The organism is Chryseobacterium sp. CBSDS_008, from assembly GCF_049959325.1.
GTDB lineage: Bacteria > Bacteroidota > Bacteroidia > Flavobacteriales > Weeksellaceae > Chryseobacterium.
Map to the genome: position 1 here is coordinate 775,510 of NZ_CP188202.1, position 25,319 is coordinate 800,828.

The following is a 25,319-nucleotide window of genomic DNA, read 5'->3' on the forward strand; positions in this document are numbered from 1 at the left end:
GTGGTTTTCAAATTTAATAATTATCTGTAATTCTTTCTAATAAAAAATCTTTTCTCTGAGTATTTTCATGCCCGAAATATTGGAATCTTGCTTCAATTTTATACAATGATAAATTTTCCCGGTTAAAAAGATATTCTGCAAAATGTTCACAATCTATAGGTTTCTTTTCTATATCTGTTTTCTGATCAAACTTGGAATCTGTAATATATAAGTCTTCCAGATTTCGATTATCGATAGAAGTACCTTTTTGCTGAATCTTTACTCTTTCATCATCTACAATATCTTTGGATAATAATATGTTTTGAAATTCAAATTGTATTGGCTGAGCATCAAAGATCCAGGGATAACCATCATAGTAAACATTTGAAGTAACCCAATTTCCTAATTGAGTCCTATAGAATATCCCAAACATAAAAGAGTTAAATAGTGTATTTTTAAACTTCTGTGAAATGATTTCCGGACTTTCAATGATACCTTTCATCTTTTCAATATAATCACAGGAATATAGATCTGGAAAAAAGTTCTTTATGGTATCCAATTCAGAAACAATATCTTCTGTTTTCTTTGTCAGTACTATATTAATAAGTTTTCCTTCAGGATCTATACTATATCGAATTGGATAGATAATCCCTATGCACATTTTGGCAAGGGTGTCCACTTTGGAATCTGAAATGTTCTCATTTTTTCTGAAATCAAATGCTGAAAAGAGGAAATGATAATATCCATTTTTAATTCCTTCAAGATCTAATTTTACTTTGTTTTCATACTTTGCAAGGATTGTATTATCAGAATAGGCCGTCTGGGTAACTTGATAAGCACCTTCCCAGAGTTTAAAGTCAAAAGGGAATTTTCCTTTAGCTGGTAAATCATAAAAGCTTTGATTATTATCTCTGATTTTTTTATTGAGCTCAAGGATTTCAGTTGATGATGGAATATAAAGCTTCATTCCCTGAAGAATATCACCATCAAAGCGTTCCAATTTAGAACATTTTTGATTATGATAATCCCTTAAATACTCGGGATTTTCAAGCCTTATTTCATTACAGAGATCAGCAAGGGACTGCCCGGATTTGGCATAATAAATTATCATTGAATTTGTTTTTTTTATGATACAAGTATACTTAAAAATGGTTGAAAGTCACATAGGTATTTTCCCTATACTTTGAATTAATATTTTCCTATTGAGATTGATTGGTTATGTTTAAGTAGGATTAGAGCAGAATATATTCAGGTATAATTGTAGTATATATTGGTACTATATAGTGATTTTCTACGCTTCCTGTTTATCAGCATATTTGGTGAAACAATGGGGTAGATACTGCGTTCAACATGGCTCTAAGACTTCTTCACATCAATAACAGAATTTACGATGCCGGATTTTTTATTATTCCTTGAATCATCGGCGACTTTACTCATTTCAGGGGAAATGTTTTTATTACATTTTTTATTCTTATGATGAAAATTTGATGCATAAAACAAAAGGTGAACTGCAATAGTCCACCTTTTTATAATAGGGTATGGTTTTGTTAAGCCTGGATAAATTCCAGAAGATCTTTATTAATAGTTTCATGCTCCGTAGTTGGCATTCCGTGAGGGAAGCCAGGGTAGGTAATCAGCTTACCATTCTTTAATAATTTTGCTGATTTTACAGCAGAGTTTTCAATCGGAACAATCTGATCATCCTCGCCGTGCAGTACCAGAACAGGAATGTCAACGGCTTTCAGGTCTTCAGTAAAGTCAGTTTCAGAAAAAGCTTTAATACCGTCATAATGGGCAACAATTCCTCCCATCATTCCTTGTCTCCACCAGTTTCTCTGAATTCCTTCTTTAACGTCAGCACCTTCTCTGTTGTAGCCATAGAAAGGGAAGGTAAGGTCAAAATAAAACTGTTGTCTGTTGTTTAATGTCTGCTCTCTGATATTGTCGAAAACTTCCATAGGAACTCCATCAGGGTTAGTTTCACTCTTCACCATAACAGGCGGAACGGCGCTGATCAATACTGCTTTTTTCGCTCTGCCGTTCGCATATTTATTCACATAACGGATGACTTCGCCACCACCTGTAGAATGTCCTATATGAACAACATCTTTCAAATCAAGAAACTCAACAAGCTCTGCAGCATCGGAAGCGTATTGCTCAATAGTATGGTTATAAATGTTCTGGCTTGAGCGGCCATGGCCTCTTCTGTCGTGTGCAATTACTCTGTACCCTCTCTGCAGGAAAAAGATAACCTGTGCATCCCAGTCATCAGATGATAATGGCCATCCGTGGTGAAACATCAATACAGGTCCTTCTCCCTGGTCTTTATAAAAAATTTCAGTTCCGTCTTTTAATTTTAATGTACTCATAGTTTAAATTTTTAATGATTAATGTATTTGCTATTTTAATTCTTTAGCAAATGTAAGAAGGTTAAAGTTCACTGAAATTAATCTAGTTTAATTTCGTTCATTATTAACGAATAATTAATTTAGTTTAGAATAAACAGTCCTGTAAGGTGATTTCCATTTCGTTATATTTATATAAATTTGTTATATATAGATTCGCAAATCATTAAAAAATAAAGTATGGAATTTTCACCTTTCAATAATGTGATTAAACTATGTCTGCAAGGCATGAGTATGGAAGAAAATGGAATGGCTGAAGAGGCTGCAAGACTATTTTTACAGGCCTGGGAGGAATCTACGGATGACCATGAAAAATTTTTGGCTGCCCATTATGTGTCCCGTCATCAAAAAACGGTTGCAGATCGTTTAAAATGGCTCGAAACCTCTTTACAGTTTGCTTTAAAAATAAATGATGATACCGTAAAAAGTGCGCTGCCTTCTCTTTATCAGCATATTTCTAAATGCTATGCGGAGCTGGGAGATGCAGAAATGTCGGAAAAAAATTCTGACCTGGCAGTGCTGTTAAAAAACCATCCGTCCGATAAAGGACCTTTCTACCACGGAACAAAAGCAGATTTAAAGATGGGAGATCTTTTGACTGCAGGTGGAAATTCTAATTATAAGTCAGAATTAAAGATGAACCATATTTACTTCACAGCTTTGATAAACGGTGCAGGCCTTGCTGCTGCTTTGGCAAAAGGAGAGGGTGCAGAGCGTGTGTATATTGTGGAGCCAACAGGAAATTTTGAAAACGATCCGAACGTCACTGATAAGAAATTTCCCGGAAATCCTACCCGTTCTTACCGTTCTGAAATGCCTTTGAAAATTATCGGAGAAGCTGCAGAATGGACCAGGCCAACACCGGAAGACCTTCAAAAGTTTCGTGAAAAGCTGGCAGACAGCAAAGGAGAGATTATCAATTAAATTTTTATCATAAGTGTTTTATTTTAGGTAATTATACAATTTTACATTAATCCTGCTATCTTAGTATTATGGCTCTGTCATTCTGAATACAGACTAAAAGCCTGCGAACAGCTAATGCCTTACTTTTTTCTTATGACTGTAAAAGTTTTACTCACAATTTGTCAAAATCATCTGTATTTTCCGTCATATTTCTGAAATCCATAAACTGATTATGATCAGTATATGGAATGATGAGAATAAAATATCCCCGCCTTTAAAAGAATGAATACTGTTTTAGTGAATAAATTAATTAAATAATTTATCTTTACAGTATTGGTAAAAATGATTGGTTTGTATAGAAATATTCTTGCAGTTGGTTTTCTGTTTGTTTTTCTTTCGATTTATTCTCAGCGGTATACTGTTCAGCTTTTCAATACGGATAATGGGCTTCCTCAGAATAGTGTAAAAGATATTATTAAAGATAAATATGGTTTTATTTGGTTAACTACAGAAAACGGTGTCGTAAGATATGACGGACTTAAATTTCTTGTCCATAAAAATTTTCCTCTGAATAGCCAGCGGTTTACTTATTTTTATGGTGATTCCGAAAAAGACAGCATTTTTACAAAAGGAGATAATGGGAAGACAGTACTGATTCATCAGAAAGTTCCCAAGGTAATTAATAATATAAAGAGATTTCCAACAATTATTGTCAGGGACAATATCAATTACCATTTGTGCATTTCAAACTATAGCTATAGTCCATCTCCGGGAGTATGCTTCTTCATGGATTTCAAAAAAGGAAGATATTTAATATCCAGCAGTTCTTTTATTTATGAAAACCATGTTTCAAAGTCCCGGCTGACGCTCCATGTAAAGCCACTTTATGAAAACGACCCTAATGCCTTTGCCATAGGTGAATCTCTGTTTTATATTGATAGAACTTCTAAAAAAGTAAGAAAAATAGAAGAAGGCAGAATGACTGCTTCTTATGATCTGCCTATTATGGCTGATACCAGAAGTAAAATCTTCTGGAACCGGACAAATGGACAGGGATTTGTTCTGAATCATGATACTCTTTACAGATGCCTCTATCGTAAGGGCACACTCAAATTATCAAAGCTGCTCCGGATGGATGATCTGGGTGAAGGCACCCTGATGAGCATTTATTATGATGAAAAATATAAAAAACTCTATCTGGGAAGCAGTACTGACGGATTAAAAATTGTGAGTTTAACAGATTTCATATCCTCTAAAAAGAATTCACTGAAATCAGCAGTTTTTTATGCTACCCGCCCTTACAATGATTCCTGTGTCATTAGTCCTGCAGGTGAAATTTATAGCCGGAACGGGCTGGTAAGGCATGGAAAATCTGAAAAAAATATATCCTATTTTTTAAGTTTTGACAAATACAGAAATCTCATAGCCAGAAAAGGCCAGACTCTTTTCGCTTATGAGAAAAATTCCGATTTTAAAGATTTTAAAGTCATTTCAACACGGGAAGAGACGGTGAAAGATTTTTTCTTCGCCAATGGAAAGTATTATATACTGGCGGTAAAGCAAAAAAAAGGAAATGTAGAATTCACAGGTACACTAAGCATTTATGAAGACCTGCCTTACAAATCTTTAAAAAAAAGATATCTGTTTGCACACGAACCCTCCAAAATTTTATTAATGGATGACGGAGATATTTTGGCAGGCACTACAAAAGGGTTGTATAAAATATCCACCCGCCAGAACAAAATATATAATATATCCGGAAAAAACGAATTGTCAATCCGGGACATTGTCTATACAGCTGATGGAAACTTATGGATAACAACTTTGGGCAGGGGATTCTATCTTTTAAAAAACAACCGTCTTATAAAAATGCCTGTTGATCCTGAAGGTAACCTTCTTTCACCACATACGCTTATGGATGATCAGAATGGCTGCTTATGGATTCCTACCAATAATGGGCTGTACAAAATCAGGGAAGGTATGCTCTTAAAATATGCACAGAATCGGAATATTAAACTGAATTATTATAAATATTCAAAAGAGGCAGGCTTTAATACAAATGAATTCAATGGTGGAAGTAATATAAACGGGAACAAGCTTAAAAACGGTGATTTTGTTTTGCCGTCGTTAAACGGACTTGTATTCTTTAATCCATTAAAAATTAAAAGTTATTATCCTGCAGATTTGTATATAGAACGTGCTGTAGTGGATGACAAAGAAAAGCTGTTTAAAAATACCCTAGAACTTAGCCGGCAAAACAGAAGGGTTGACGTTTTTATAGATGTTCCTTACTACGCCAATCCTGATAATATTGTCATTGAGGCAAAGCTGCATGATGAGGAGAGCGGTAAATGGATCCCCATAGGAAAAGACCGGAAAGTTTCACTGAATAATCTTGGCCACGGAATCCATTTTCTTACAGTCAGAATGCTTGTTTCTGACCGGCAGGAATATACTTTAAAAAAAATTAAGATTATTATTCCGCCTTTTTTCTACGAAACTGTATGGTTTAAATTATGTATAGGTTTCCTGGTACTTTTATTACTCTATCTATCCATAAAATGGCGGACAAGTTTTCATAAAAAGAAAAACCGTGAATTGGAATCAATAATTCGGTTAAGGACCAAAATTCTGTCAGAAACTGTAGAAAATCTGGAAATAACCCAAATAAAGCTGGGTAAAGAAATAGAACAGCAGAAGAAGCTTATCGGAACAATTACCCATGATATTACAACACCACTGAAATTTATTGCATTAACCAGCAAAGAAGCTTTAGACCATCAGGAAATGAATATGCAGCGTACGGAAAGGATTCTGAATTCTATCTATAAATCATCAAACCAGTTATACAATTTTACCAAAACCCTGAAAGAATATGCTGATATATATAGTGAATACAGAACTGATGAAACCCAATTGTATTCATTCTACAGCCTGGTGGAAGAAAAGAAAATTCTTTTTGATGAGATTGCGGCCAATCATAATACCATAATTATAAATAATGTGGATGAAAAGGTAATGATCACAATCAGCAAAAATATTCTGGCGGTTATCATTCACAACCTCATGGATAATGCCGTAAAATATACCAGAAACGGAATTATTATGATAAGTGGCTCAGATGAACCGGAGGCAGTTGTTCTTGAAATTAAAGACACAGGAATCGGAATGGATGAACACAAAATTAAATATTATACTAAGCTCCAGGAAAATATTGAAAATGAGAAACTATTGTTGCAGAAATACGGCATGGGACTCCATCTGATACTGCAGTTGCTGCAGATGATAGAAAGTAAAATTATAATCACAAGAAACACAACAAAAGGTACCTCTTTCCAATTAATTTTAAAAAAATCAAAAAAATGATTAAAAAGATCCTTATAGCAGATGATCATGATATTGTATTAACGGGAACAACCATCATTTTAGAATCACGTATTCCTGATGTTTTCATAGATACGGCAGCTGATTATCCGGAAGCTCTTGATAAAATTTCCGGACAGAAGTACGACCTCCTTATTCTGGATATCAATATGCCTGAAAGCAGAAATAAAAAAATGATCTCAGAAATTAAAATACTCGATCCTGATTTGAAAATACTTGTTTTTTCTGCTTATGAAGAAGATATTGCTATACAATATATCAAAAAAGGAGCAGATGGATATATTAATAAGCTGAGTAAAGTAGATACCATTGCTGAAGCAGTGATGAAAATGTTTTCAGAAGGAAACTATTATCCACATGGTATTGTTAATAAACTTTTGCAGCCTTCCACACTTGATGCTATAAAAAGCTTGTCCGAAAGAGAGTATGAGATTTTTTTGCTGATGGTAAAAGGAAATGGCAATCTGGAAATTTCAAATGAAATGGACATTCAGATGTCTACGATCAGTACTTATAAAAAAAGAATCCATAAGAAACTGAAAACAAATAATCTCGCAGATCTTATTAAACTGTATGAAGCATATATGTCATAATATTACTTTATTTCCCACCACAGAAGCTGGTTTTTAGGTGTAGAAAATTTTCTACAAATCGCTTAGTTTTTTTCTACGCATTGTGATGTATTCTGTAGAATTTATTCTGATACTTTTACATTATGTTAAACAATAGGGTTTATTAATGTAAATAAAATAATGATAAATGTTTAAAATTTCTACAAAACTAATCTTAGCAATGATGGCTATAAGTCCGGCCGTTGCTTTTGCCCAGGCAGGAAATGTTGGAGTCAATACTGTAAATCCGGGGTCTACCATGGATATTAACGGATCATTAGCTGCCAATTACAAAGCGGTTAATACAGCCTCTTATAATTTAACATCATCAGACTTTCATGTTTCGTATAATGGCAGTTCTGATGCTATATTCAATCTGCCGCCTTCCGTCAGTGGAGCCGGAAACTTCAAAGGAAGGATTTACAGGATTAAAAATAACACCAACTTTAAGATTACGGTCAATGCTACAGCTCCGGAAACAATTAATGGCAGTGCCAGCATTTCTATAGCGGCCAATCAGAGTGCCGAGCTGATTAGTACAGGACTTACAGGAGCGAATTCTACCTGGGAGCTTCTTTCAACAGGAACAACATCTACAGGAGATTATATCATTGTAAAACCCAATGCCGCTCAAACAGTATCTACAGGATCAGATGTGACATTCGGATCCGTAATTGCATCCAATAACATTACATATAACGCAGGTGTTTTCAACCTTAAAGCCGGAAAAACCTATGTGCTCCGTTGTCAGCTTCATGCAACAGATTTCTCGCTGGCAGGCGGTTTCTTTGTCTATGATTGGGTAGATGCTTCCAATAATACTGTTCTTCCTTCCAGTACCACCGGAGTTGTGGATGCCATCAATAATTACCCGACCAATACAATAGGCGGCCAGCCGGAAGCCTATGCTATTTACAGGCCTGTAGTGGATACTTCTGTAAAAGTAAGATTGGGAGGAGCCGGAACAGCCCAGCTGAATCCGGGGATCGGATTTATGACTGTTACGGAACTCGCGGGAGGTAATGGGAACGGTGGTACAACAATTATTAACAACAATATCACAGCAAGCAACGGTCTGACTTTATCCGGGACAGATGTAAAACTGGGAGGAACTCTGTCACAAGCCACTGATATTGCAACAGCAGGAAACAATCTAAGCATCAACGGAACAGGAAAAGTACTGGTAGGAACCAATACCGTACCGGCAGGAGCTTCCAGCGCAAAAATTGTTATTGATAACGGTACTACCAATGGTGCCCTGCAGATCAAAGACGGCACCCAGCAGCTAGGCTATGTCCTTACAAGTGATGCCAACGGACTGGCAACATGGTCTTCTACCGTTACTACTGCATTTGCTGATAACTGGACTTCTTATACGGGAACATTAATCAATCCTTTTACCGGAAACTCAGGTGCAGATAATCTGCCGACAGGAATTTCTGTCAATATCCCCGCCAAAGGATGGTATTTTTTCCGTTCCGGAATTACCATTACCTCTACTTGTAATGACTACTGGTTTTATATTCCTGGAGTAGGGGAAGTATGGAAAGCATATTGTGGCTCAGGCGGCCCTGATCCTATTAATTTTGTGCCCAGAGATCAGACCCGGGTATTGTATTTCGCAGCCCCCGGGGTTTACCCTATCTTTGCTCACAAGACCAATTTAGTAGTTCCGACCGGATTTAATGGCGGAAACCCTTCTTTTTATCTGGATTTTGTAAAGTTCCAAAACTAAATCACAGATAATCATCCGACTAAAAAAGATTCTAAAAACATACTATGAAAATGGAGCTGTAAAGTTAATTCTTTGCAGCTTTTTTAGCAAAGCAAACCGGTGTGATTGCAGTAAACAGTCAAAAATCACTTTTTTCGAATGGGACAATTGATAATCACTTTTAAAATGATAGGAGCTGATTATGACTGTACTCATAAAACAAGGGAAGGGTATTTCATACATTTGGGATAAGTTTTTCATTATCCAATAGTTTTAACCTCTTTGTTGGGTTTTTTCTGTTGGATAACTTTTTTATAAACCTGTTGCATGTAAGGAATATAAAATAAACCAAACCCTTGAAAAGGATTATTCATAAAAAAAATAGTTGCACTTTATATTGCGGCTGCCTTTTTGAAAACAGATATCAGGTATTATAAAGATCTGGAACGGGCAATATTAATAAGATACACAAGATGTGCATACATGCTTCGTTTCACAGACTCTACTTTTATGTCTCCGGTAGTCTGGTTGATGGTTGTTACCAGATCAGCGTTGCATTGTCCGGCAAAACTACCGCTTCCTAAATAATTTACTGTATTGGCGCTCGGATAAGAAATTCTTGGATAATCAGGAGCTGTCTGATTGGCAGCAGGAGTTATATTGGCAAATCCTTTATTATCAATATATCTGGCTTCCCATGCTCCTGAAAACTGTCCGTTGCCGGTATTAATTCCTTGCCCTACTACAATCTGGGTATCAACAGGATTGGTGAATCCGGAACAAGATGTATAATGGTTTATTGAAACCGTACAGGATGAAGCGTTGTCAATAGGCTGGAAACATTTTCCTTCATAAATGGTCTGTCTTTGTTCAGCAGATGACATTGATGTGTTTAATAATGCTTTCGGAGCAAAAATTTTTTCAGGAGAAATTAAGGTCAGAACTCCTTGCATACGCTGCAACAGTTTTTTTTTCAGCATTTGAAAGACCTCTTACTCTCAGCAGCCCATTGATGTCTATTGTATGAGTTGGAATAGAAGTATTAATCTCTACCTATGCTATTGTGCTAGTGTAAATAGCACATGCTGCCAAAAAGAATGCTTTTGTTTTCATGTTATGTATTGAGAAGATTAAATTTTTCACTAAGGTAAGAAATATCTTTAAAATAGGAATGAAATACATCGGAAATAGGATATAAATAATTGTAAACAAATATTGAACATTATCATATATTTTTCAGGTATCTTTTAAAATAACTCAAAATTTAAACACCTTGTATTTGTTTGAAAAATATTTGTATTTTAGCCAAAATATGTTGGTTTTTAATAAACATATTGGTTACTGATTAAAATTCAGATAATTTGAATAAAAAAATTAGTAGATTTGCACGGAACAAAAAAATAATAAATATTAAACAATATTCTCTGTGACTGGATTTTTTAGGAGGAAAGTACATGAGAATAACAGGATTTTAGGTTATAAAACTACTGAAACTATGAAGAAACTTTTTTTACTTTTATTAACGGCGTTTGTATTTATCGGTTGCAGCTCTGATGATGATACCATTTATGATTATGTAGGAACATGGTCTGGTTCTTATGAAGGAAATGATAAAGGAGTTTGGAATTTTGTGGTAGATGAGAGTGGTAAAGTGGTAGGAACAATGCATTCCGATGTTAATAATGAAAACTATAATATTTCCGGGAATTTAAGTGAAACAGGAGATCTGAATGCAACATTAGGACTTCCTTCAAAAGGAGAATTCAGAGGAACCTTATCTTCTACAGATAAAAAAGGAAACGGAAACTGGTCCAACTCACTTCCTACACCTGCCAAATCAGGAACCTGGAAAGGAGAAAAGAAATAAATGAAAAGTCTGCAGAATCTACTGCAGACTTTTTTATTTAAATAAATCCCATCCGGATAATTTCATCATTTTCATTCTTCAGTACAACAAAGTAGAGCAGAAGGTCATCTTCTGAAAAATACTTTTTAAAAAAAATTTTCTGTTCCTGATTCCAGGTAATCATTTCTTCGGCATATTCAGCCATATAATTTTCTGAATCCAATTTGATAGTGACAATCACTGCCTGATCTGAAGCACACTCGCTACTCTTATGCAGTATTTGATCCTGAATTTTTACACAACCCGAAACATTGTTTGTTGTACCCAGCTGAAATTCTCTTAAAAGTACTCGCCCTTCTTCGGTTTTTAAACCATTCTCAACCGTTCGTTTTCCTCTTTCAGAAATTGTATCTAAATCTTTGATGGCTGTCATTACTTTTGCAAATTTCTGGTAGAGGAGGGGATCACCTGCTTCTTTGATATACCTGTCTAAACTGTTCCGGATGGCCTTTCCGATTTTGGAGCAGTGCCCGAATTCCGAACTGTTCTGCCGTACCTTCTCATACGACGGGCTTTTTTTAAAAGCATTTTTATTGAACCCGCTTTTCTTCCGAACCACATTTTTGCCGTTCAGATTATAAAATACCAGGTCGCCAACAGCTCCTGTGATCTTGATTACGCTTTCATAGGTTGCCATATCTTAAAAATAGAAATCAAATATACCAATAAATAATGAAAATTAAAATTTTAACATATATTTATAATACAGTTGTAGTATAGTTATAGTATAATTAAAAGATAAAATGTATATTTGCCATATATTTTGTTAATTAATTATAAATCAGAAGAGTATGGGAACGGAATTATTTCAACAAAAAATAAAGATAAAGCAGATTGTTGTTGTACTCGCAGCTTCTGTTTTCGTGGCTTCCTGCGGATCCTCGAAAAGTGTTTCCGGCAGTAAAAAATCAAATACAAAAACAGTTGCCAAATCTGAGAACCTAAGAAAACTGGATTCAAAATTTAATGGTAGCGTACCACGATCTGTCAGCGATATTCTGAAGGATGCTGAAAAATACATCGGAACACCGTACAGGTTCGGAGGAAGTACATCATCAGGATTTGACTGTTCCGGGTTTACGGTAAAAGTATTTGAAGAAAACGATTTTAGTCTTCCCAGAAGATCTTCTGATCAGGCAGAAGCCGGAAAGAATATTGATATCAGAGATGTAAAACCAGGTGATCTGCTGTTTTTTGCAACAGCAGGAGGAAGCAGGGTATCACATGTAGGAATTGTTCACGATATTGGTCCTGACGGAGAAGTGAAATTTATCCATGCTTCCACCTCAAAAGGCGTGATTATCTCATCCCTGAACGAAAAGTACTGGAATAAAGCCTACCTGCATGCTCAAAGAGTACTGTAAAAAGTTTCAATAGTTAAAAATATTGATAGAAACGGGCTGTTATCCTGAGCGTAGTAGAAGGAAGACCGTTTAAATCAAAAACGACATTCAACTGGCATCAGCCTTATCGGATTTTTCCTTGTTGTCCCCACTGTAATTGCTTTTTCTTTTCTTCTGACAGGAAGTATTTGATGCAGATTCACATCCGGCTTGAATCAGAGTTTCTTTCGGACAAATCTATCTGACCTGCAAAAAGAGGGTAAAGCATATGCTGGGCCTTTATTAAAAGCATCATGTTAGAAACTGTTTTGCTGAACTTTTTGTATCTTTGGGCAGTATAATTTTTCAAACTAATTTAAATAAGAAACATGTCGTTACAACAAACTATTGAAAATATCTGGGACAACAGAGAATTATTGCAGAATGAAGACAGCCAAAAGGCGATCAGAGAAGTTATTTCTTTAGTTGATAAAGGTGAACTTCGTACTGCGGAACCTACAGAAAACGGATGGCGGGTAAATGAATGGGTGAAGAAAGCCGTAGTAATGTATTTCCCGATCCAGAAGATGGAAACTATTGAAGTAGGCCCGTTTGAATTTCATGATAAAATGCCTTTGAAGAGAAACTATGCTGAAAAAGGGGTGAGAGTTGTACCACATGCAGTGGCGAGAGAAGGTGCTTATATTGCTCCGGGAGTTATTTTAATGCCATCTTATGTGAACATTGGTGCTTATGTAGATTCAGGAACAATGGTTGACACTTGGGCAACAGTAGGAAGCTGCGCACAGATCGGTAAAAACGTTCACTTAAGCGGTGGAGTTGGTATCGGTGGTGTATTGGAACCATTACAGGCTGCTCCGGTAATCATTGAAGATGACTGCTTTATCGGTTCAAGATGTATCGTTGTAGAAGGAGTTCATGTAGAAAGAGAAGCAGTATTGGGTGCCAACGTAGTATTAACGGCTTCTACAAAAATTATCGACGTTACGGGAGATACCCCAGTTGAAATCAAAGGAAGGGTTCCTGCCCGTTCAGTAGTAATCCCAGGAAGCTATACAAAACAGTATCCGGCTGGAGAATATCAGGTTCCATGTGCACTGATCATTGGTCAGAGAAAGGAATCTACGGATAAGAAAACATCCCTGAATGATGCATTAAGAGAGAATAATGTAGCCGTTTAAGATTAATATTCTAAGCTAATACCACAATCTTGAAAGAAAAATTTCTTAAAATACTTTTAAACCCTAAATACATATTTGGGGTTTATCTTATTATATCAGTTGTTACAGCAATTTCCAAATACCTGAGAGGAGATTATGCGATCAATAATTATCTGATTTTTAAAAACGTATTTTTTAATACTATTCATCAGAAAAACTTATTTATCCATTATCCCGATCTTTATTTTGATTTAAATCATTACGGCGTATTTTTCAGTGCCTTGATTGCTCCATTCGCCATGATGCCGGATTGGCTGGGAATCTCATTGTGGAATATCGCCAATACTTTTATCTTCATTTATGGAATTTATAAGCTGCCGTTTTCAGACAGTAAAAAAGCAATTTTCGGATTACTTTGCCTTCAGGAATACATTACAGCGGCTTTAAGTTTGCAGTTTAATGTAGCGCTGACAGGTCTTTTGCTATTGTCTGCAGTATACATTTATGAAAGAAAAGAAGTAAAGTCTGTAACCGCCATTTTAATAGGAATATTTGTGAAAATCTACGGAATTGTAGGATTAACGCAGTTTTTCTTTATTAAAAACAAGACTAAATTTATTCTTTCAGGAGTAGCCATTGCAGTACTGTTTTTTGTACTTCCAATGACCTATTCAAGTCCGCAGTTTGTAATTCAATGCTACTCAGACTGGTTTCAGTCTATTGTAGAGAAGAATAATGAAAACCAGGTGTTGGGAAATATGCAGGATATCTCACTGATGGGCTTTGTGAGAAGAGTCTTGGGAGACGCCTCCATCTCCAATCTTGTATTTTTAGCAGGTGGATTGCCACTTTTTGCTTTACCTTACATCAGAATAAAGCAGTATAAGCATTATGCTTTCCAGCTGATGATTCTGGCTTCCACATTACTGTTTCTGGTATTGTTCAGCTCCAGTTCAGAATCTCCAACGTATATTATTGCAGTGGTAGGGGTGCTGATATGGTTTTTCCTTCAGAAAGAAAGAACACCGCTTATCATAGGATTGCTGGTTTTCGTTATTATTTTTACATGTTTTTCAACTTCGGATCTGTTCCCGAAATTTGTAAAAGAAAACTATATCATCAAATATTCATTAAAAGCCGTACCTTGTATTGTAATCTGGTTGAGGGTAACTTATGAACTTCTGACTAAAGATTTTGAGAAAAATTACAGCCTGAATTAATACATATGAAGAAAATTTCAATTGTAATTCCCGCCTATAACGAAGAGGGAAATGTCGCTATGATCCATCAGAAAATAAAAGAAGTTTTTGATGGCTTACATAATTACGACTTTGAGATCATATTTGTCAATGATGGCAGCCGAGACAATACCCAACAGAAATTAGAAGAGCTTTCCAAACAATATGATGAAGTGAAATTCATCGAATTCTCCCGTAATTTTGGACACCAGCCTGCAGTAAAAGCAGGAATGGACAATGCCTATGGAAATGCAGTCATTTCTATGGACGGAGATCTTCAGCACCCGCCGGAGCTTATTCCGGAAATGATTCAGAAATGGGAAGAAGGCAATGACGTAGTTTTTACCTTTAGAACGTATCCCAAAGAGATTTCATTTTTTAAAAGGAAAACATCAGACTTATTCTACAAGCTTTTATCAAGTTTGTCAGACGTTAATTTGACGAAAGGGGGCGGTTCAGATTTCAGACTGTTGGATGCCGGCGCTGTGGAAGTTATGAGAAATTTTAATGAAGATGACCTGTTCCTCAGAGGATTAACGAGCTGGATGGGTTTCAAACAAGCAGGAATCGACTTTACTGCAGCAGAAAGGCTCTCAGGGAAAAGCAGCTACAACCTTAAAAAGATGTTTACTTTTGCCTTTACGGGAATCACTGCTTTCAGTGTGAAACCTCTTTATCTGGCAGCATACCTGGGATTTTTATTCTCAGCACTTTCTGTGATCGGATATGGAGCGTATGTGATTCATTCCTTTATTGCCAAAACGGAGATCTCAGGCTGGGCATCCTTGATTATGACCATTGTTTTTTTTGGAGGACTGCAGCTTATTATCTTAGGAATTATGGGAATTTATTTAGGTAAAATATTCAAACAGGTGAAAGACAGACCTAATTATATTATTAAAAACAAAAATTTTTAGAATGGTTTTATTGAGTTTTGATATTGAAGAATTTGATATGCCATTAGAATATAAGGGTAAAATTCCCTTTGAAAAGCAGATTTCAATTTCACAGACAGGATTAGAGAGAATTCTCGATATCCTTAAAAAACATAATGCCAAAGCTACTTTCTTTTCTACAGTAGTTTTTGCAGAAAACAGCAGACATCTTATCGAAAGGTTGTTAAATGAAGGTCACGAACTGGCTTCTCACACCTGGTTTCATTCAGAATTTGAAGACAAGCATCTGAAGGAATCAAGAGAAAAACTGGAAGAATTATTTTCTACAAAGGTTACCGGATTAAGAATGCCGAGAATGATGCCTGTAGACGAAAAAGAAGTGGAAAGAGCAGGATATTCATACAATTCATCCATCAATCCTACTTTTTTGCCGGGAAGATATAATAATTTAAAAGTATCCAGAACCTATTTCAAAGAAGGAAATGTAACTCAGGTTCCGGCTTCGGTTTCTCCTAATTTCAGAATTCCTTTATTTTGGCTAAGTTTTCACAATTTTCCTTTATTTTTCTACAAAAAGCTGGCTTCGGACAGTTTGAAAAAAGATAAATATCTGAACATTTATTTCCATCCGTGGGAATTTGCAGAAATAAAAGATGAAGCATTTAAACTTCCTGGATTTACGGTAAAAAACTCAGGGAAAGACATGGTGGAAAGATTTGATTCGTTTGTAGGCTGGTTAAAAGAAAAGGGATATACATTCGGTACATTCCAGGAATTTCAAAAACAGATAGAACGATGAAGATTGCCTTTGATGCAAAACGGTTTTTCCACAATACATCCGGTCTTGGAAATTACTCGAGAGACCTTGTAAGAATCCTTTCTGAATACGAACCGGACAATGAATATCTGTTGCTCAACAAAAACAAATCCGAGCGCGGAAAAGAGATTCTGGAGCGTCCTAATGTTCAATTTATTGAAACCTCAAAAGGAAGCCTTTCCCGCCAGCTGAAAATGGGTAAAGATGCCCAAAAACAGGGAGCTGATATTTTCCATGGATTATCCGGTGAACTTCCTTTACAATGGGATCCAAAACCTATTAAAAAGGTCGTTACCATTCATGATCTGATCTTTGTAAGATATCCGCAGTATTATTCTTTTTTTGACAGGAAAATTCATTTCTGGAAATTCAAAAAAGCGGCTGGTTCAGCGGACAAAATTATTGCTATTTCAGAACAGACCAAAAGAGATATTATCCAGTATTTAAAAGTTCCTGAGAATAAAATTGAAGTTATTTATCAGGGATGTCATCACGCTTTTAAAGAACAGCAGTCTCCGGAAATGATGCAGGCAGTAAAAGAGAAATTTAAGCTTCCGGAAAGGTTTATACTGAATGTTGGAACCATCGAAGACCGCAAAAATCTACTGAATGTTGTAAAGGCAATCAGCGGTACAGAAATTCCGCTCGTTGTAGTGGGAAGAAAAACCAAATATTACCAGAAAATAGAAAAGTTCCTGAAAAAAAACAAAATGGAAAAGCAGGTGCTCTTCCTGGAAGGTGTTTCCATGGATGAGCTGGCTTGTCTCTATAAACTGGCCGATATTTTTGTCTATCCAAGCTTCTTTGAAGGCTTTGGAATTCCAGTAATTGAGGCTCTTTTCTCCAAAACTGTCGTCGTTACCAGCAATACCAGCTGTCTGCCCGAAGCAGGAGGAAAAGACTCCGTATACATCAACCCTGATAACGATCTTGATATCCGGTCCAAACTCAAATTTCTCTGGGAAAATGAATCCGAGAGAAAACGCCGTGAGGAAAAGGGTTTCGAGTTTGTTCAGAAGTTTAATGACGAACCTATTGCAAAGGAACTGATAAAGTTCTATCAAAAAATTATCTGAAAAAACTTTGCATTTTAAAAATAAATCCTACATTTGCATCATAATTCAATACAATGAAACCAATTTTTTTAGCATTACATCATTATCATCATCATCTCTGTTAGGCGGAATTGATTGATATAAGTTTGTGCTAAAATCAAAAATAATTAAAACCGTCTGAGTAAATAGGCGGTTTTTTTGTTTCCTGAATTCTCCTCAGAAATTTCAATAGATCAGTTTTTATTTGCTCGGACCCAAAAAAGGCAAAATGAGTAAATTAAAAATTGCAATCCAAAAAAGCGGCCGGCTTTACGAAGAATCTCTTCAGCTTCTCAAAGACTGCGGAATCTTTGTCAACAACGGTAAAGACCAGCTTAAAGTTTCAGTAGATAACTTTCCGATGGAAATCATGTACCTCCGGAACTCAGACATCCCTCAATATCTGGAAGACGGAGTGGTAGATGTAGCCATTGTTGGCGAAAATCTTCTGATTGAAAAAGCTAAAAATATCAAAACAATCCAGAAGCTTGGGTTCTCAAAATGCCGCGTTTCACTGGCCGTTCCCAAAGAAGTAGAAACCGATGAGCTGTCTTATTTTCAAGGTAAAAAAATTGCTACTTCGTATCCTAACACGCTCAAAAGCTTTTTAGAGAAAGAAGGGGTCCTATCCGATATTCACGTTATATCTGGTTCAGTAGAAATCGCTCCTAATATAGGTCTGGCAGATGGGATATGTGATATTGTCAGTTCCGGAAGTACTTTATTCAAAAATGGATTAAGAGAAACAGTCACTTTACTGAAATCGGAAGCTGTTTTGGCTCAAACGCCCCAATTATCAGCTGAAAAAGAAGCCATTCTTGAAAAATTTGTCTTCAGAATTAAGTCCGTTTTAAGAGCAAAAAATTCAAAATACATTCTGATGAATGTTCCCAACGAAAAAATCCAGAAAGTAGCGGGAGTTCTTCCTGTACTGAAGAGTCCGACAGTCATTCCATTGGCAGAAGAAGGCTGGAGCAGTATTCATTCTGTTATTGATGAAGAACGTTTCTGGGATGTCATTGATGAACTCAAAGAAAATGGCGCTCAGGACATTCTAATCATTCCAATTGATAAAATGGTTATTTAGAAAAATAATAATAGCGAATGTTGGTTAACGCAAAGGCGCAATAAAAATGAATTTGATACTGCTTTAAGGCGCAAAGATTTTATCTGCGATAAATTGAATGCCGTTTTAAATCACAAAACTATACTAACGCACTTGCTGAAAATCTTAGATTTTCTTGCGCCTTAAAAAAGTAAAGATTTAAAAAAATTGCGCCTTTGCGTTCATAAAAAAATTGAGTTATTAGGGTGTCAGGCACTTCAATAAAATAGCTTCAGCTATGATCTTAATGAAACTTAACAACTTAAAAGAATCTTAATGATTCAAAAAAGGTTTAAAAATAATACAATGAAAATATACAGATATCCCACAAAAGACACTTGGAAAGACCTGGTTAAGCGCCCGGTTTTGGAGCAGAAAGAAATTTCAGGTCTGATTACAGAAATATTTGCAGAAGTTGAAAAAAACGGCGATCAAGCTTTAATAGAATTCAACAAAAAGTTTGATAAAGCAGAAACTAAGAACATAAAAGTTTCTGATGCCGAAATTCAGGAGGCAGAAAATCAGATTAAAAATGAATTAAAACAAGCCATTCAGCAGGCAAAAGAAAATATCTCAAAATTTCACGCTTCTCAAAAGCAGAAAATTCAGAAAATAGAGACAACAAAAGGAGTAGTTTGCTGGCGTGAAAACCGTGCTGTAGAAAGAGTTGGGATTTATATCCCGGGAGGAACAGCTCCTTTATTTTCCACTGTATTGATGCTGGCGGTTCCTGCAAATCTGGCGGGATGTAAAGAAATAGTCCTTTGCACACCACCGGATAAAAATGGAAATATTAATCCTGCAATTCTTTATGCAGCAAAACTTTGTGGCGTTTCGGAAATCTTTAAAACAGGTGGAGCACAGGCTGTTGCAGCAATGACTTTTGGAACGGAAAGTATTCCTGCAGTCAATAAAATTTTCGGTCCTGGAAACCAGTTTGTTGTAGCAGCAAAAGAATATGCACAGCGTTATGGAGTGGCCATTGATATGCCTGCCGGGCCAAGTGAGGTTCTTGTTATAGCCGATGAACAAGCCGTTCCGGAATTCTGTGCTGCAGATCTTCTTTCACAGGCAGAACACGGCAGTGACAGTCAGGTTGTTTTTATGACGACTGACCTTAAAGTGTTTGAAGAGACAATAGAGTCTGTTGGTCAGCAGATCAAAGATTTACCTAGAAATGAATTTGCAGGTCAGGCATTGGAAAATAGCTCTTTTATTTTAGTAAGTTCTCTGGAAGAAGCTCTTGAATTCAGTAATCTTTATGCTCCCGAACACCTTATTCTGGCGATCAATGATTTTGAAAAATATATTCCGGAGGTTCAGAATGCAGGTTCTGTTTTCCTTGGAAACTATTCCTGTGAAAGTGCAGGAGATTATGCCAGCGGAACGAATCACACACTTCCTACGAATGCTTATGCGAAGAATTACAGCGGAGTGTCACTGGATAGCTTTGTAAAAAAAATAACATTCCAGCATCTTTCAAAAGAAGGACTTCAGCATTTAGGAAAAACAATAGAACTCATGGCAGAAGCGGAAGGATTGTTTGCTCACAAAAATGCGGTGTCCATAAGATTAAAATAATAAATGTTGGAAAACGCAAAGACGCAAAATAATATTGGAAAATATATTTTTTAGGGCGCAAGGATTTATCTCCGATAAAATTGAATAGTATATAATTAAAACCAGAAATTAAAATTCATTTCCTTGCTGAAAATCTTCGATTTTTTTGCGCCTTAAAAAAATTAAAGAATTAAAAGACTTTGCGCCCTTGCGTTCATCCAAAAAAACAATTTGAACCATTAAGTAAATGAAGCTTTTAGGCAAAGTTAAGATTCAAAAATATTTGAATTAAGCTGACGGCTTAATAAAGATCGGAAGATATTTTCTTCATTATTCTTAATAACTTAATCCATCTTAAAGGTTTAAAAATAGTTTTAAATAAACAATACAATGAAAAATAACAGTATCAAAACATTCGTAAGAGAAAATATATTACAATTACAGCCCTACATCAGTTTCAGGGATCACAATGAATTTAATGCTCCCGTTATGCTGGATGCCAATGAAAGTCCATTCGGGGAATGCAACCGCTATCCGGATTCTACCCAGAAAAGGCTTAAAAGCAAGCTTGCGGGGCTCAAAAATGTTTCGCCCTCACAGATTGCCATAGGAAACGGAAGCGACGAGCTGATAGACCTTATCATTAAAATTTTCTGTGAGCCTAAAAAAGATGCTATTCTGATGATGAATCCGTCTTTTGCGATGTATGGTTTCTATGCAGCCATCAATGAAAATAAAGTTTTGAAAGTGAATCTGAATGAAAACTTTGAAATCGTAAAGAATGATTTTTTAAAAGCGACAGCAGATCCTTTACTTAAGATTTTCTTTTTATGCTCACCTAATAATCCTACGGGAAACAGTGTAGATGATATTGAATTTTACCTTCAGAATTTCAACGGAATTGTAGTGGTAGATGAAGCTTATATTGAATTTTCTGGGAAAAAATCAAGTCTGGAGCTTTTGGAAAAATATTCTAATTTGATTGTATTACAAACTTTTTCTAAAGCATGGGGAATTGCCGGAGCAAGGGTAGGTATGGCTTATGCGTCTGAAGAGATTATCAGCCTGATCAATACGGTAAAAGCACCTTATAATGTGAATGTTCTGAGTCAGGAACTCATTTTAAAGACATTGGAGGAAGAAAACAGGCTTCAGGAAAATGTAAACCGTATTCTGGAAGAGAGAACATGGCTGAAACAGCAGTTTGAAGGAATTGCATGTATTTCAAAAGTCTTTTCCACAGATGCCAATTTCTTTCTGATCAGAATGAAAAATATTGATTCAGTATATACAAGAATGTTGGAACAGGAAATTTTAACCAGCAGAAGAGATCCTGTTATTCAGGGATGTATCAGAATTAATGTAGGAAACCGTGCAGAAAATGAAAAATTAATTAACCTTTTGAAAAGTATTCAACAATGAAAAAAGTATTATTTATAGACCGGGACGGAACATTGATTATTGAACCGCCTACGGATTTTCAGGTAGATTCTCTGGAAAAGCTTGAATTTTATCCCGGGGTTTTTCAAAACCTTGCAAAAATTGTCAATGAGTTAGATTACGAATTGGTGATGATAACCAATCAGGATGGGTTGGGAACGGATAGTTTTCCTGAAGAAGATTTCATAAAACCTCATGCAAAAATGCTGCAGGCATTTGAAAATGAAGGGATCATTTTTAGTGATATTTTAATTGATAAAAGCTTTGAATCTGAAAATCTTCCTACCAGAAAACCAGGAATCGGAATGCTTGGGAAATATAGGTATGGGAATTATGACCTTGAGAATTCCTATGTAATTGGTGATCGAAGTACGGATGTGCAACTGGCTAAAAATATGGCTTCTAAAGCTATTTATCTTAATGAAAACTTAAATAGTGATGCTGAGCTGTCTACAACAAATTGGTCAGAGATTTATCAGTTCTTAAAATCCGGAATGCGAAAGGCTAAAGTCTCCCGCAAAACCAATGAAACAGATATTGAAATTGAAGTTAATCTTGATGGAAACGGGAGGTCAGAAATTTCAACCGGACTTCATTTTTTTGACCACATGCTGGATCAGATTGCGAGACATGGAAATATGGATTTAACCATCAAAGTAAAAGGTGATCTTGCTGTAGATGAGCACCACACCATTGAAGATACAGGAATTGTTCTGGGAGAAGCCATTTTACATGCCTTAGGAAAGAAAAAAGGCATTGAAAGATATGGTTTTCTGCTTCCGATGGATGACTGCCTTTCTCAGGTGGCTATTGATTTCGGCGGCAGACCTTGGCTGGTTTGGGATGCTCCGTTTAAAAGAGAAAAGATTGGAGATGTACCTACGGAAATGTTTTTTCACTTCTTTAAATCGTTTACAGATGCTTCGAAATCCAATCTGAATATCAAAGCAGAAGGTGATAATGAACACCACAAAATTGAATCCATTTTTAAAGCCTTTGCAAAAGCCGTTAAAATGGCGGTAAATCAAACAGATACTAATTACAGTTTACCTTCTACAAAAGGAAGTTTATAAATATGATTGCCATAATAAAATATAACGGAGGAAATGTAAACTCTGTTCAGAACGCTCTCAACAGACTGAATGTAGATTCTATAATCACCGATGATCCCGGGCAGATCTTAAAAGCTGATAAAGTGATCTTTCCAGGGGTGGGAGAAGCTTCATCCACTATGAAACTGCTGAAGGAAAGAGAGCTTGACCTTCTAATTCCAAGTCTTAAACAGCCTGTTCTGGGAATATGCCTGGGTATGCAGCTGATGTGTAAGGAAAATGAAGAAGGGGATACTGAAGGAATGGGAATTTTTGATATCAATGTCAGAAAATTTCCAGCAAAGGATATTGTTCCGCATATGGGATGGAATACGCTTTCAGGGCAGGCTTCACCGCTGTTTTCAGGAATTGAAAAGAGCAGTGATGTTTATTTTGTTCACAGCTATTATTGTGAGCTTTCGGGCTTTACAACTTCTGTCTGTGATTATATCCTGCCGTTTAGTGCCTCATTGCAGAAAGACAATTTCTATGCAGTGCAGTTTCACCCTGAAAAATCGGGAATAATAGGAAATCAGATCGTTAAAAACTTTATAAATTTATAATGATGAAAATAATTCCGGCTATTGATATTATCGACGGTAAATGTGTGCGTCTGTCAAAAGGAGATTATAACACAAAGAAAATATACAATGAAGATCCTGTAGAAGTGGCAAAAGAATTTGAGAGTTTCGGCATTCAGTTTCTTCACCTGGTAGATCTTGATGGGGCAAAATCAAAGCACATTGTCAATCAGAAGGTTTTGGAAAATATTGCCGATTCTACTTCGCTGCATATCGATTTTGGAGGAGGCTTAAAAACCCAGGAGGATATTGAAACAGCTTTTAACTCCGGGGCAAAACAGATCACTTTGGGAAGTATTGCAGTGCAAAATCCTGAATTCTGTTATGAAATGATTCAAAAATATGGTGCTGAGAAAATTATTCTTGGTGCTGATTGCGAAAACAGGAAAATTAAAACCTCCGGATGGCTCGAAGAAAGTGATAATGACATCATTGATTTCATCCTTCAGTATCAGGAAAAAGGAATACAAACCACCATTTGTACTGATATTGCAAAAGACGGTATGCTGGAAGGTCCATCAACAGGGCTTTATATTGAAATCTTATATAAAACATCCGTTCAGCTGGTGGCAAGCGGAGGGATTTCAGGGATTGCTGATGTGTATAAAATGAAAGATATAGGATGTGCGGGGACAATCATCGGAAAAGCAATTTACGAGGGAAAAATAAGCTTACAACAACTTCAGAATTTTATTGAAAATGCTTAAAAAAAGAATTATTCCATGTCTGGATATTAAAGATGGAGCTACCGTGAAGGGGATCAATTTTGAAGACCTTAAAAATGCAGGAGATCCTGTAGAACTTGCCAAAAAATATGAAAAGGAAGGTGCTGATGAACTTGTTTTCCTTGATATTACGGCCACTATTGAGAACAGAAAAACCTTTGTTGACCTGGTAAAAGAGATTGCCAAAGAGCTCAGCATCCCTTTTACAGTGGGAGGTGGAATTTCGTCTGTGGAAGATGTTAGAAAGCTTTTGGAAGCAGGTGCAGACAAGATTAGTATCAATTCCTCGGCGGTAAAAAATCCGGCACTTATTTCTGATTTAGCCAAAGAATTTGGAAGCCAGTGCGTTGTGGTGGCTATTGATACAAGACAGGTGGGTGATAAAGATCTGGTTCACGTCAAAGGAGGTAGAGAAGCCACAGGACTTTCTACGGTAGAATGGGCAAAACAAGCTGAAACTCTTGGAGCAGGAGAAATTCTGCTGACCTCGATGGATGGAGATGGCACGAAAAATGGCTTTGATCTTCGGATTACAAAGCTTGTTTCAGACGATATAAACATTCCTGTGATTGCTTCCGGAGGAGCAGGCACTGTGAATGATTTTGTTCAAGTATTTAATGAAACAAAAGCTACAGGAGGATTGGCTGCCAGTATTTTCCATTTTAACGAAATAGGCATTCGGGACTTAAAACAACAGTTAAAAACTCAAAAAATAGAAGTACGATGAGAATAGATTTTAATAAAGATAATGGGCTTGTTCCGGTAGTCATTCAGGACAGCAGCACATTGCAGGTTTTGATGCTGGGCTACATGAATGAAGAAGCTTTTGAAAAAACAAAACAAGAAGGTATTGTTACTTTTTTCAGCCGTTCCAAAGACAGACTCTGGACAAAGGGCGAGGAATCGGGTAATTTTTTAACCGTAAAAAGTATTGACATCGACTGTGATCAGGATACCATTTTAATCAAAGCGGTTCCAAAGAATGTAGTTTGCCACACAGGAAGTTTCAGCTGCTTTGGAGAAAAAGATACCAAAGGATTTCTATATGAACTGGAAGAAAAAATTTCTCAAAGGATAGATACTAAAACTGAAGGTTCTTATACTTATTCACTTTACCAGAGAGGAATCAATAAAATGGCTCAAAAAGTAGGGGAAGAAGCCGTAGAACTTGTTATTGAGGCAAAAGATAATAACGAGGAACTCTTTAAAAATGAAGCTGCAGATCTTCTGTATCACTTCCTGATTTTATTAAAAGCAAAAGGATTCTCATTAGAGGAAATAGAAGCAATTCTTCAGGACAGGGATAAATGAAACATTTGCTTTTGAAATACAAAACAGCAGGAGAGTTCCTCCTGCCGTTTCTTTTA

Annotated in this window: 23 protein-coding genes; 19 read left to right on the top strand and 4 right to left on the bottom strand. The window is 36.2% G+C overall.

The annotated features are described in order from the left end of the window. Nucleotides 1-13: 13 nt before the first annotated feature. Together ACP3T3_RS03340 and ACP3T3_RS03345 are read right to left on the bottom strand one after the other, a co-directional pair. Nucleotides 14-1,090 (bottom strand): hypothetical protein, encoded by a 1,077-nt coding sequence (locus ACP3T3_RS03340; protein WP_426478513.1) that lies wholly within the window; start codon nt 1,088-1,090, stop codon nt 14-16. Between the two features lie 436 nt (nt 1,091-1,526). Further along, nucleotides 1,527-2,348 carry an alpha/beta fold hydrolase gene (locus tag ACP3T3_RS03345; RefSeq protein ID WP_426478514.1) on the bottom strand — a complete coding sequence of 274 codons (822 nt, stop codon included), beginning with the start codon at nt 2,346-2,348 and terminating at the stop codon, nt 1,527-1,529. A 525-nt stretch (nt 2,349-2,873) separates the two neighbouring features. Here ACP3T3_RS03345 and arr point away from each other — a divergent pair. The 4 genes from arr (at nt 2,874) to ACP3T3_RS03365 (ending at nt 9,017) form a co-directional block, all read left to right on the top strand. Next, entirely contained in the window at nt 2,874-3,308 is a 435-nt protein-coding gene (gene arr / locus ACP3T3_RS03350) for an NAD(+)--rifampin ADP-ribosyltransferase (RefSeq protein WP_426479937.1), read from the top strand. A 321-nt stretch (nt 3,309-3,629) separates the two neighbouring features. Beyond that, nucleotides 3,630-6,653: a ligand-binding sensor domain-containing protein gene (locus tag ACP3T3_RS03355; RefSeq protein WP_426478515.1), complete on the top strand. Its 3,024-nt coding sequence runs from the start codon at nt 3,630-3,632 to the stop codon at nt 6,651-6,653. After that, nucleotides 6,650-7,264 carry a response regulator gene (locus ACP3T3_RS03360; RefSeq protein ID WP_426478516.1) on the top strand — a complete coding sequence of 205 codons (615 nt, stop codon included), beginning with the start codon at nt 6,650-6,652 and terminating at the stop codon, nt 7,262-7,264. Before ACP3T3_RS03355 ends, ACP3T3_RS03360 begins: the two co-directional genes overlap by 4 nt. 166 nt (nt 7,265-7,430) lie before the next feature. Continuing rightward, complete coding sequence (locus ACP3T3_RS03365) at nt 7,431-9,017, top strand: hypothetical protein (RefSeq protein ID WP_426478517.1); 1,587 nt, start codon at nt 7,431-7,433, stop codon at nt 9,015-9,017. A gap of 410 nt (nt 9,018-9,427) precedes the next feature. Here ACP3T3_RS03365 and ACP3T3_RS03370 read toward each other — a convergent pair whose 3' ends face one another. Next, nucleotides 9,428-9,976: a hypothetical protein gene (locus tag ACP3T3_RS03370; RefSeq protein WP_426478518.1), complete on the bottom strand. Its 549-nt coding sequence runs from the start codon at nt 9,974-9,976 to the stop codon at nt 9,428-9,430. 515 nt (nt 9,977-10,491) lie between these two features. On the opposite strand from ACP3T3_RS03370, the gene ACP3T3_RS03375 reads away from it, so the two are divergent. Further along, nucleotides 10,492-10,863 (top strand): hypothetical protein, encoded by a 372-nt coding sequence (locus ACP3T3_RS03375; RefSeq protein ID WP_426478519.1) that lies wholly within the window; start codon nt 10,492-10,494, stop codon nt 10,861-10,863. A 37-nt stretch (nt 10,864-10,900) separates the two neighbouring features. On the opposite strand, the gene ACP3T3_RS03380 is transcribed toward ACP3T3_RS03375, so the two are convergent. Further along, the gene (locus tag ACP3T3_RS03380) at nt 10,901-11,539 is read right to left on the bottom strand and encodes a hypothetical protein (RefSeq protein ID WP_426478520.1); all 639 of its coding nucleotides are present in this window, start codon (nt 11,537-11,539) and stop codon (nt 10,901-10,903) included. A 154-nt stretch (nt 11,540-11,693) separates the two neighbouring features. Between ACP3T3_RS03380 and ACP3T3_RS03385 the strand changes: the two genes are divergently transcribed. The 14 genes from ACP3T3_RS03385 (at nt 11,694) to hisIE (ending at nt 25,263) form a co-directional block, all read left to right on the top strand. Then, a complete protein-coding gene (locus tag ACP3T3_RS03385; RefSeq protein ID WP_426478521.1) occupies nt 11,694-12,266 on the top strand; it encodes a C40 family peptidase in 573 nt (190 codons plus the stop codon). A 347-nt stretch (nt 12,267-12,613) separates the two neighbouring features. Then, nucleotides 12,614-13,426 (top strand): 2,3,4,5-tetrahydropyridine-2,6-dicarboxylate N-succinyltransferase, encoded by an 813-nt coding sequence (locus tag ACP3T3_RS03390; RefSeq protein WP_426478522.1) that lies wholly within the window; start codon nt 12,614-12,616, stop codon nt 13,424-13,426. A 29-nt stretch (nt 13,427-13,455) separates the two neighbouring features. Further along, nucleotides 13,456-14,625 (top strand): glycosyltransferase family 87 protein, encoded by a 1,170-nt coding sequence (locus ACP3T3_RS03395; RefSeq protein ID WP_426478523.1) that lies wholly within the window; start codon nt 13,456-13,458, stop codon nt 14,623-14,625. Between the two features lie 5 nt (nt 14,626-14,630). Then, a complete protein-coding gene (locus tag ACP3T3_RS03400; RefSeq protein WP_426478524.1) occupies nt 14,631-15,560 on the top strand; it encodes a glycosyltransferase family 2 protein in 930 nt (309 codons plus the stop codon). Nucleotide 15,561: 1 nt separating this feature from the next. Then, nucleotides 15,562-16,338 carry a polysaccharide deacetylase family protein gene (locus ACP3T3_RS03405; protein WP_426478525.1) on the top strand — a complete coding sequence of 259 codons (777 nt, stop codon included), beginning with the start codon at nt 15,562-15,564 and terminating at the stop codon, nt 16,336-16,338. Further along, a complete protein-coding gene (locus ACP3T3_RS03410) occupies nt 16,335-17,432 on the top strand; it encodes a glycosyltransferase family 4 protein (protein ID WP_426478526.1) in 1,098 nt (365 codons plus the stop codon). Before ACP3T3_RS03405 ends, ACP3T3_RS03410 begins: the two co-directional genes overlap by 4 nt. A 247-nt stretch (nt 17,433-17,679) precedes the next feature. Further along, nucleotides 17,680-18,537 carry an ATP phosphoribosyltransferase gene (gene hisG / locus ACP3T3_RS03415; protein WP_426478527.1) on the top strand — a complete coding sequence of 286 codons (858 nt, stop codon included), beginning with the start codon at nt 17,680-17,682 and terminating at the stop codon, nt 18,535-18,537. Between the two features lie 324 nt (nt 18,538-18,861). Next, complete coding sequence (hisD, locus tag ACP3T3_RS03420) at nt 18,862-20,136, top strand: histidinol dehydrogenase (protein ID WP_426478528.1); 1,275 nt, start codon at nt 18,862-18,864, stop codon at nt 20,134-20,136. A gap of 369 nt (nt 20,137-20,505) precedes the next feature. Next, nucleotides 20,506-21,537: a histidinol-phosphate transaminase gene (hisC, locus tag ACP3T3_RS03425; RefSeq protein WP_426478529.1), complete on the top strand. Its 1,032-nt coding sequence runs from the start codon at nt 20,506-20,508 to the stop codon at nt 21,535-21,537. After that, on the top strand, nt 21,534-22,628 hold the full coding sequence (gene hisB / locus ACP3T3_RS03430; protein WP_426478530.1) for a bifunctional histidinol-phosphatase/imidazoleglycerol-phosphate dehydratase HisB: 1,095 nt from the start codon (nt 21,534-21,536) through the stop codon (nt 22,626-22,628). The genes hisC and hisB overlap by 4 nt, the downstream gene beginning before the upstream one ends. Nucleotides 22,629-22,630: 2 nt before the next feature. Next, a complete protein-coding gene (gene hisH / locus ACP3T3_RS03435; protein WP_426478531.1) occupies nt 22,631-23,209 on the top strand; it encodes an imidazole glycerol phosphate synthase subunit HisH in 579 nt (192 codons plus the stop codon). Between the two features lie 2 nt (nt 23,210-23,211). Beyond that, nucleotides 23,212-23,934: a 1-(5-phosphoribosyl)-5-[(5-phosphoribosylamino)methylideneamino]imidazole-4-carboxamide isomerase gene (hisA, locus tag ACP3T3_RS03440; RefSeq protein WP_426479938.1), complete on the top strand. Its 723-nt coding sequence runs from the start codon at nt 23,212-23,214 to the stop codon at nt 23,932-23,934. Then, on the top strand, nt 23,927-24,679 hold the full coding sequence (gene hisF / locus ACP3T3_RS03445) for an imidazole glycerol phosphate synthase subunit HisF (RefSeq protein WP_426478532.1): 753 nt from the start codon (nt 23,927-23,929) through the stop codon (nt 24,677-24,679). Before hisA ends, hisF begins: the two co-directional genes overlap by 8 nt. Beyond that, nucleotides 24,676-25,263, top strand: a complete 588-nt coding sequence (gene hisIE / locus ACP3T3_RS03450) for a bifunctional phosphoribosyl-AMP cyclohydrolase/phosphoribosyl-ATP diphosphatase HisIE (RefSeq protein WP_426478533.1) — start codon at nt 24,676-24,678, stop codon at nt 25,261-25,263. Before hisF ends, hisIE begins: the two co-directional genes overlap by 4 nt. Nucleotides 25,264-25,319 lie beyond the last annotated feature (56 nt).

Bases quoted from the DNA above. Each gene is read 5' to 3' on its own strand.
- hisG (WP_426478527.1), top strand. From the start codon at position 17,680: ATGAGTAAATTAAAAATTGCAATCCAAAAAAGCGGCCGGCTTTACGAA.
- hisIE (WP_426478533.1), top strand. From the start codon at position 24,676: ATGAGAATAGATTTTAATAAAGATAATGGGCTTGTTCCGGTAGTCATT.
- ACP3T3_RS03405 (WP_426478525.1), top strand. From the start codon at position 15,562: ATGGTTTTATTGAGTTTTGATATTGAAGAATTTGATATGCCATTAGAA.
- ACP3T3_RS03360 (WP_426478516.1), top strand. From the start codon at position 6,650: ATGATTAAAAAGATCCTTATAGCAGATGATCATGATATTGTATTAACG.
- ACP3T3_RS03400 (WP_426478524.1), top strand. From the start codon at position 14,631: ATGAAGAAAATTTCAATTGTAATTCCCGCCTATAACGAAGAGGGAAAT.
- hisA (WP_426479938.1), top strand. From the start codon at position 23,212: ATGAAAATAATTCCGGCTATTGATATTATCGACGGTAAATGTGTGCGT.
- ACP3T3_RS03370 (WP_426478518.1), bottom strand. From the start codon at position 9,976: ATGCTGAAAAAAAAACTGTTGCAGCGTATGCAAGGAGTTCTGACCTTA.
- hisF (WP_426478532.1), top strand. From the start codon at position 23,927: ATGCTTAAAAAAAGAATTATTCCATGTCTGGATATTAAAGATGGAGCT.
- ACP3T3_RS03340 (WP_426478513.1), bottom strand. From the start codon at position 1,090: ATGATAATTTATTATGCCAAATCCGGGCAGTCCCTTGCTGATCTCTGT.
- ACP3T3_RS03390 (WP_426478522.1), top strand. From the start codon at position 12,614: ATGTCGTTACAACAAACTATTGAAAATATCTGGGACAACAGAGAATTA.
- hisH (WP_426478531.1), top strand. From the start codon at position 22,631: ATGATTGCCATAATAAAATATAACGGAGGAAATGTAAACTCTGTTCAG.
- hisB (WP_426478530.1), top strand. From the start codon at position 21,534: ATGAAAAAAGTATTATTTATAGACCGGGACGGAACATTGATTATTGAA.
- ACP3T3_RS03385 (WP_426478521.1), top strand. From the start codon at position 11,694: ATGGGAACGGAATTATTTCAACAAAAAATAAAGATAAAGCAGATTGTT.
- ACP3T3_RS03355 (WP_426478515.1), top strand. From the start codon at position 3,630: ATGATTGGTTTGTATAGAAATATTCTTGCAGTTGGTTTTCTGTTTGTT.
- ACP3T3_RS03345 (WP_426478514.1), bottom strand. From the start codon at position 2,348: ATGAGTACATTAAAATTAAAAGACGGAACTGAAATTTTTTATAAAGAC.
- ACP3T3_RS03410 (WP_426478526.1), top strand. From the start codon at position 16,335: ATGAAGATTGCCTTTGATGCAAAACGGTTTTTCCACAATACATCCGGT.
- ACP3T3_RS03375 (WP_426478519.1), top strand. From the start codon at position 10,492: ATGAAGAAACTTTTTTTACTTTTATTAACGGCGTTTGTATTTATCGGT.
- ACP3T3_RS03365 (WP_426478517.1), top strand. From the start codon at position 7,431: ATGTTTAAAATTTCTACAAAACTAATCTTAGCAATGATGGCTATAAGT.
- hisC (WP_426478529.1), top strand. From the start codon at position 20,506: ATGAAAAATAACAGTATCAAAACATTCGTAAGAGAAAATATATTACAA.
- arr (WP_426479937.1), top strand. From the start codon at position 2,874: ATGTCGGAAAAAAATTCTGACCTGGCAGTGCTGTTAAAAAACCATCCG.
- ACP3T3_RS03380 (WP_426478520.1), bottom strand. From the start codon at position 11,539: ATGGCAACCTATGAAAGCGTAATCAAGATCACAGGAGCTGTTGGCGAC.
- hisD (WP_426478528.1), top strand. From the start codon at position 18,862: ATGAAAATATACAGATATCCCACAAAAGACACTTGGAAAGACCTGGTT.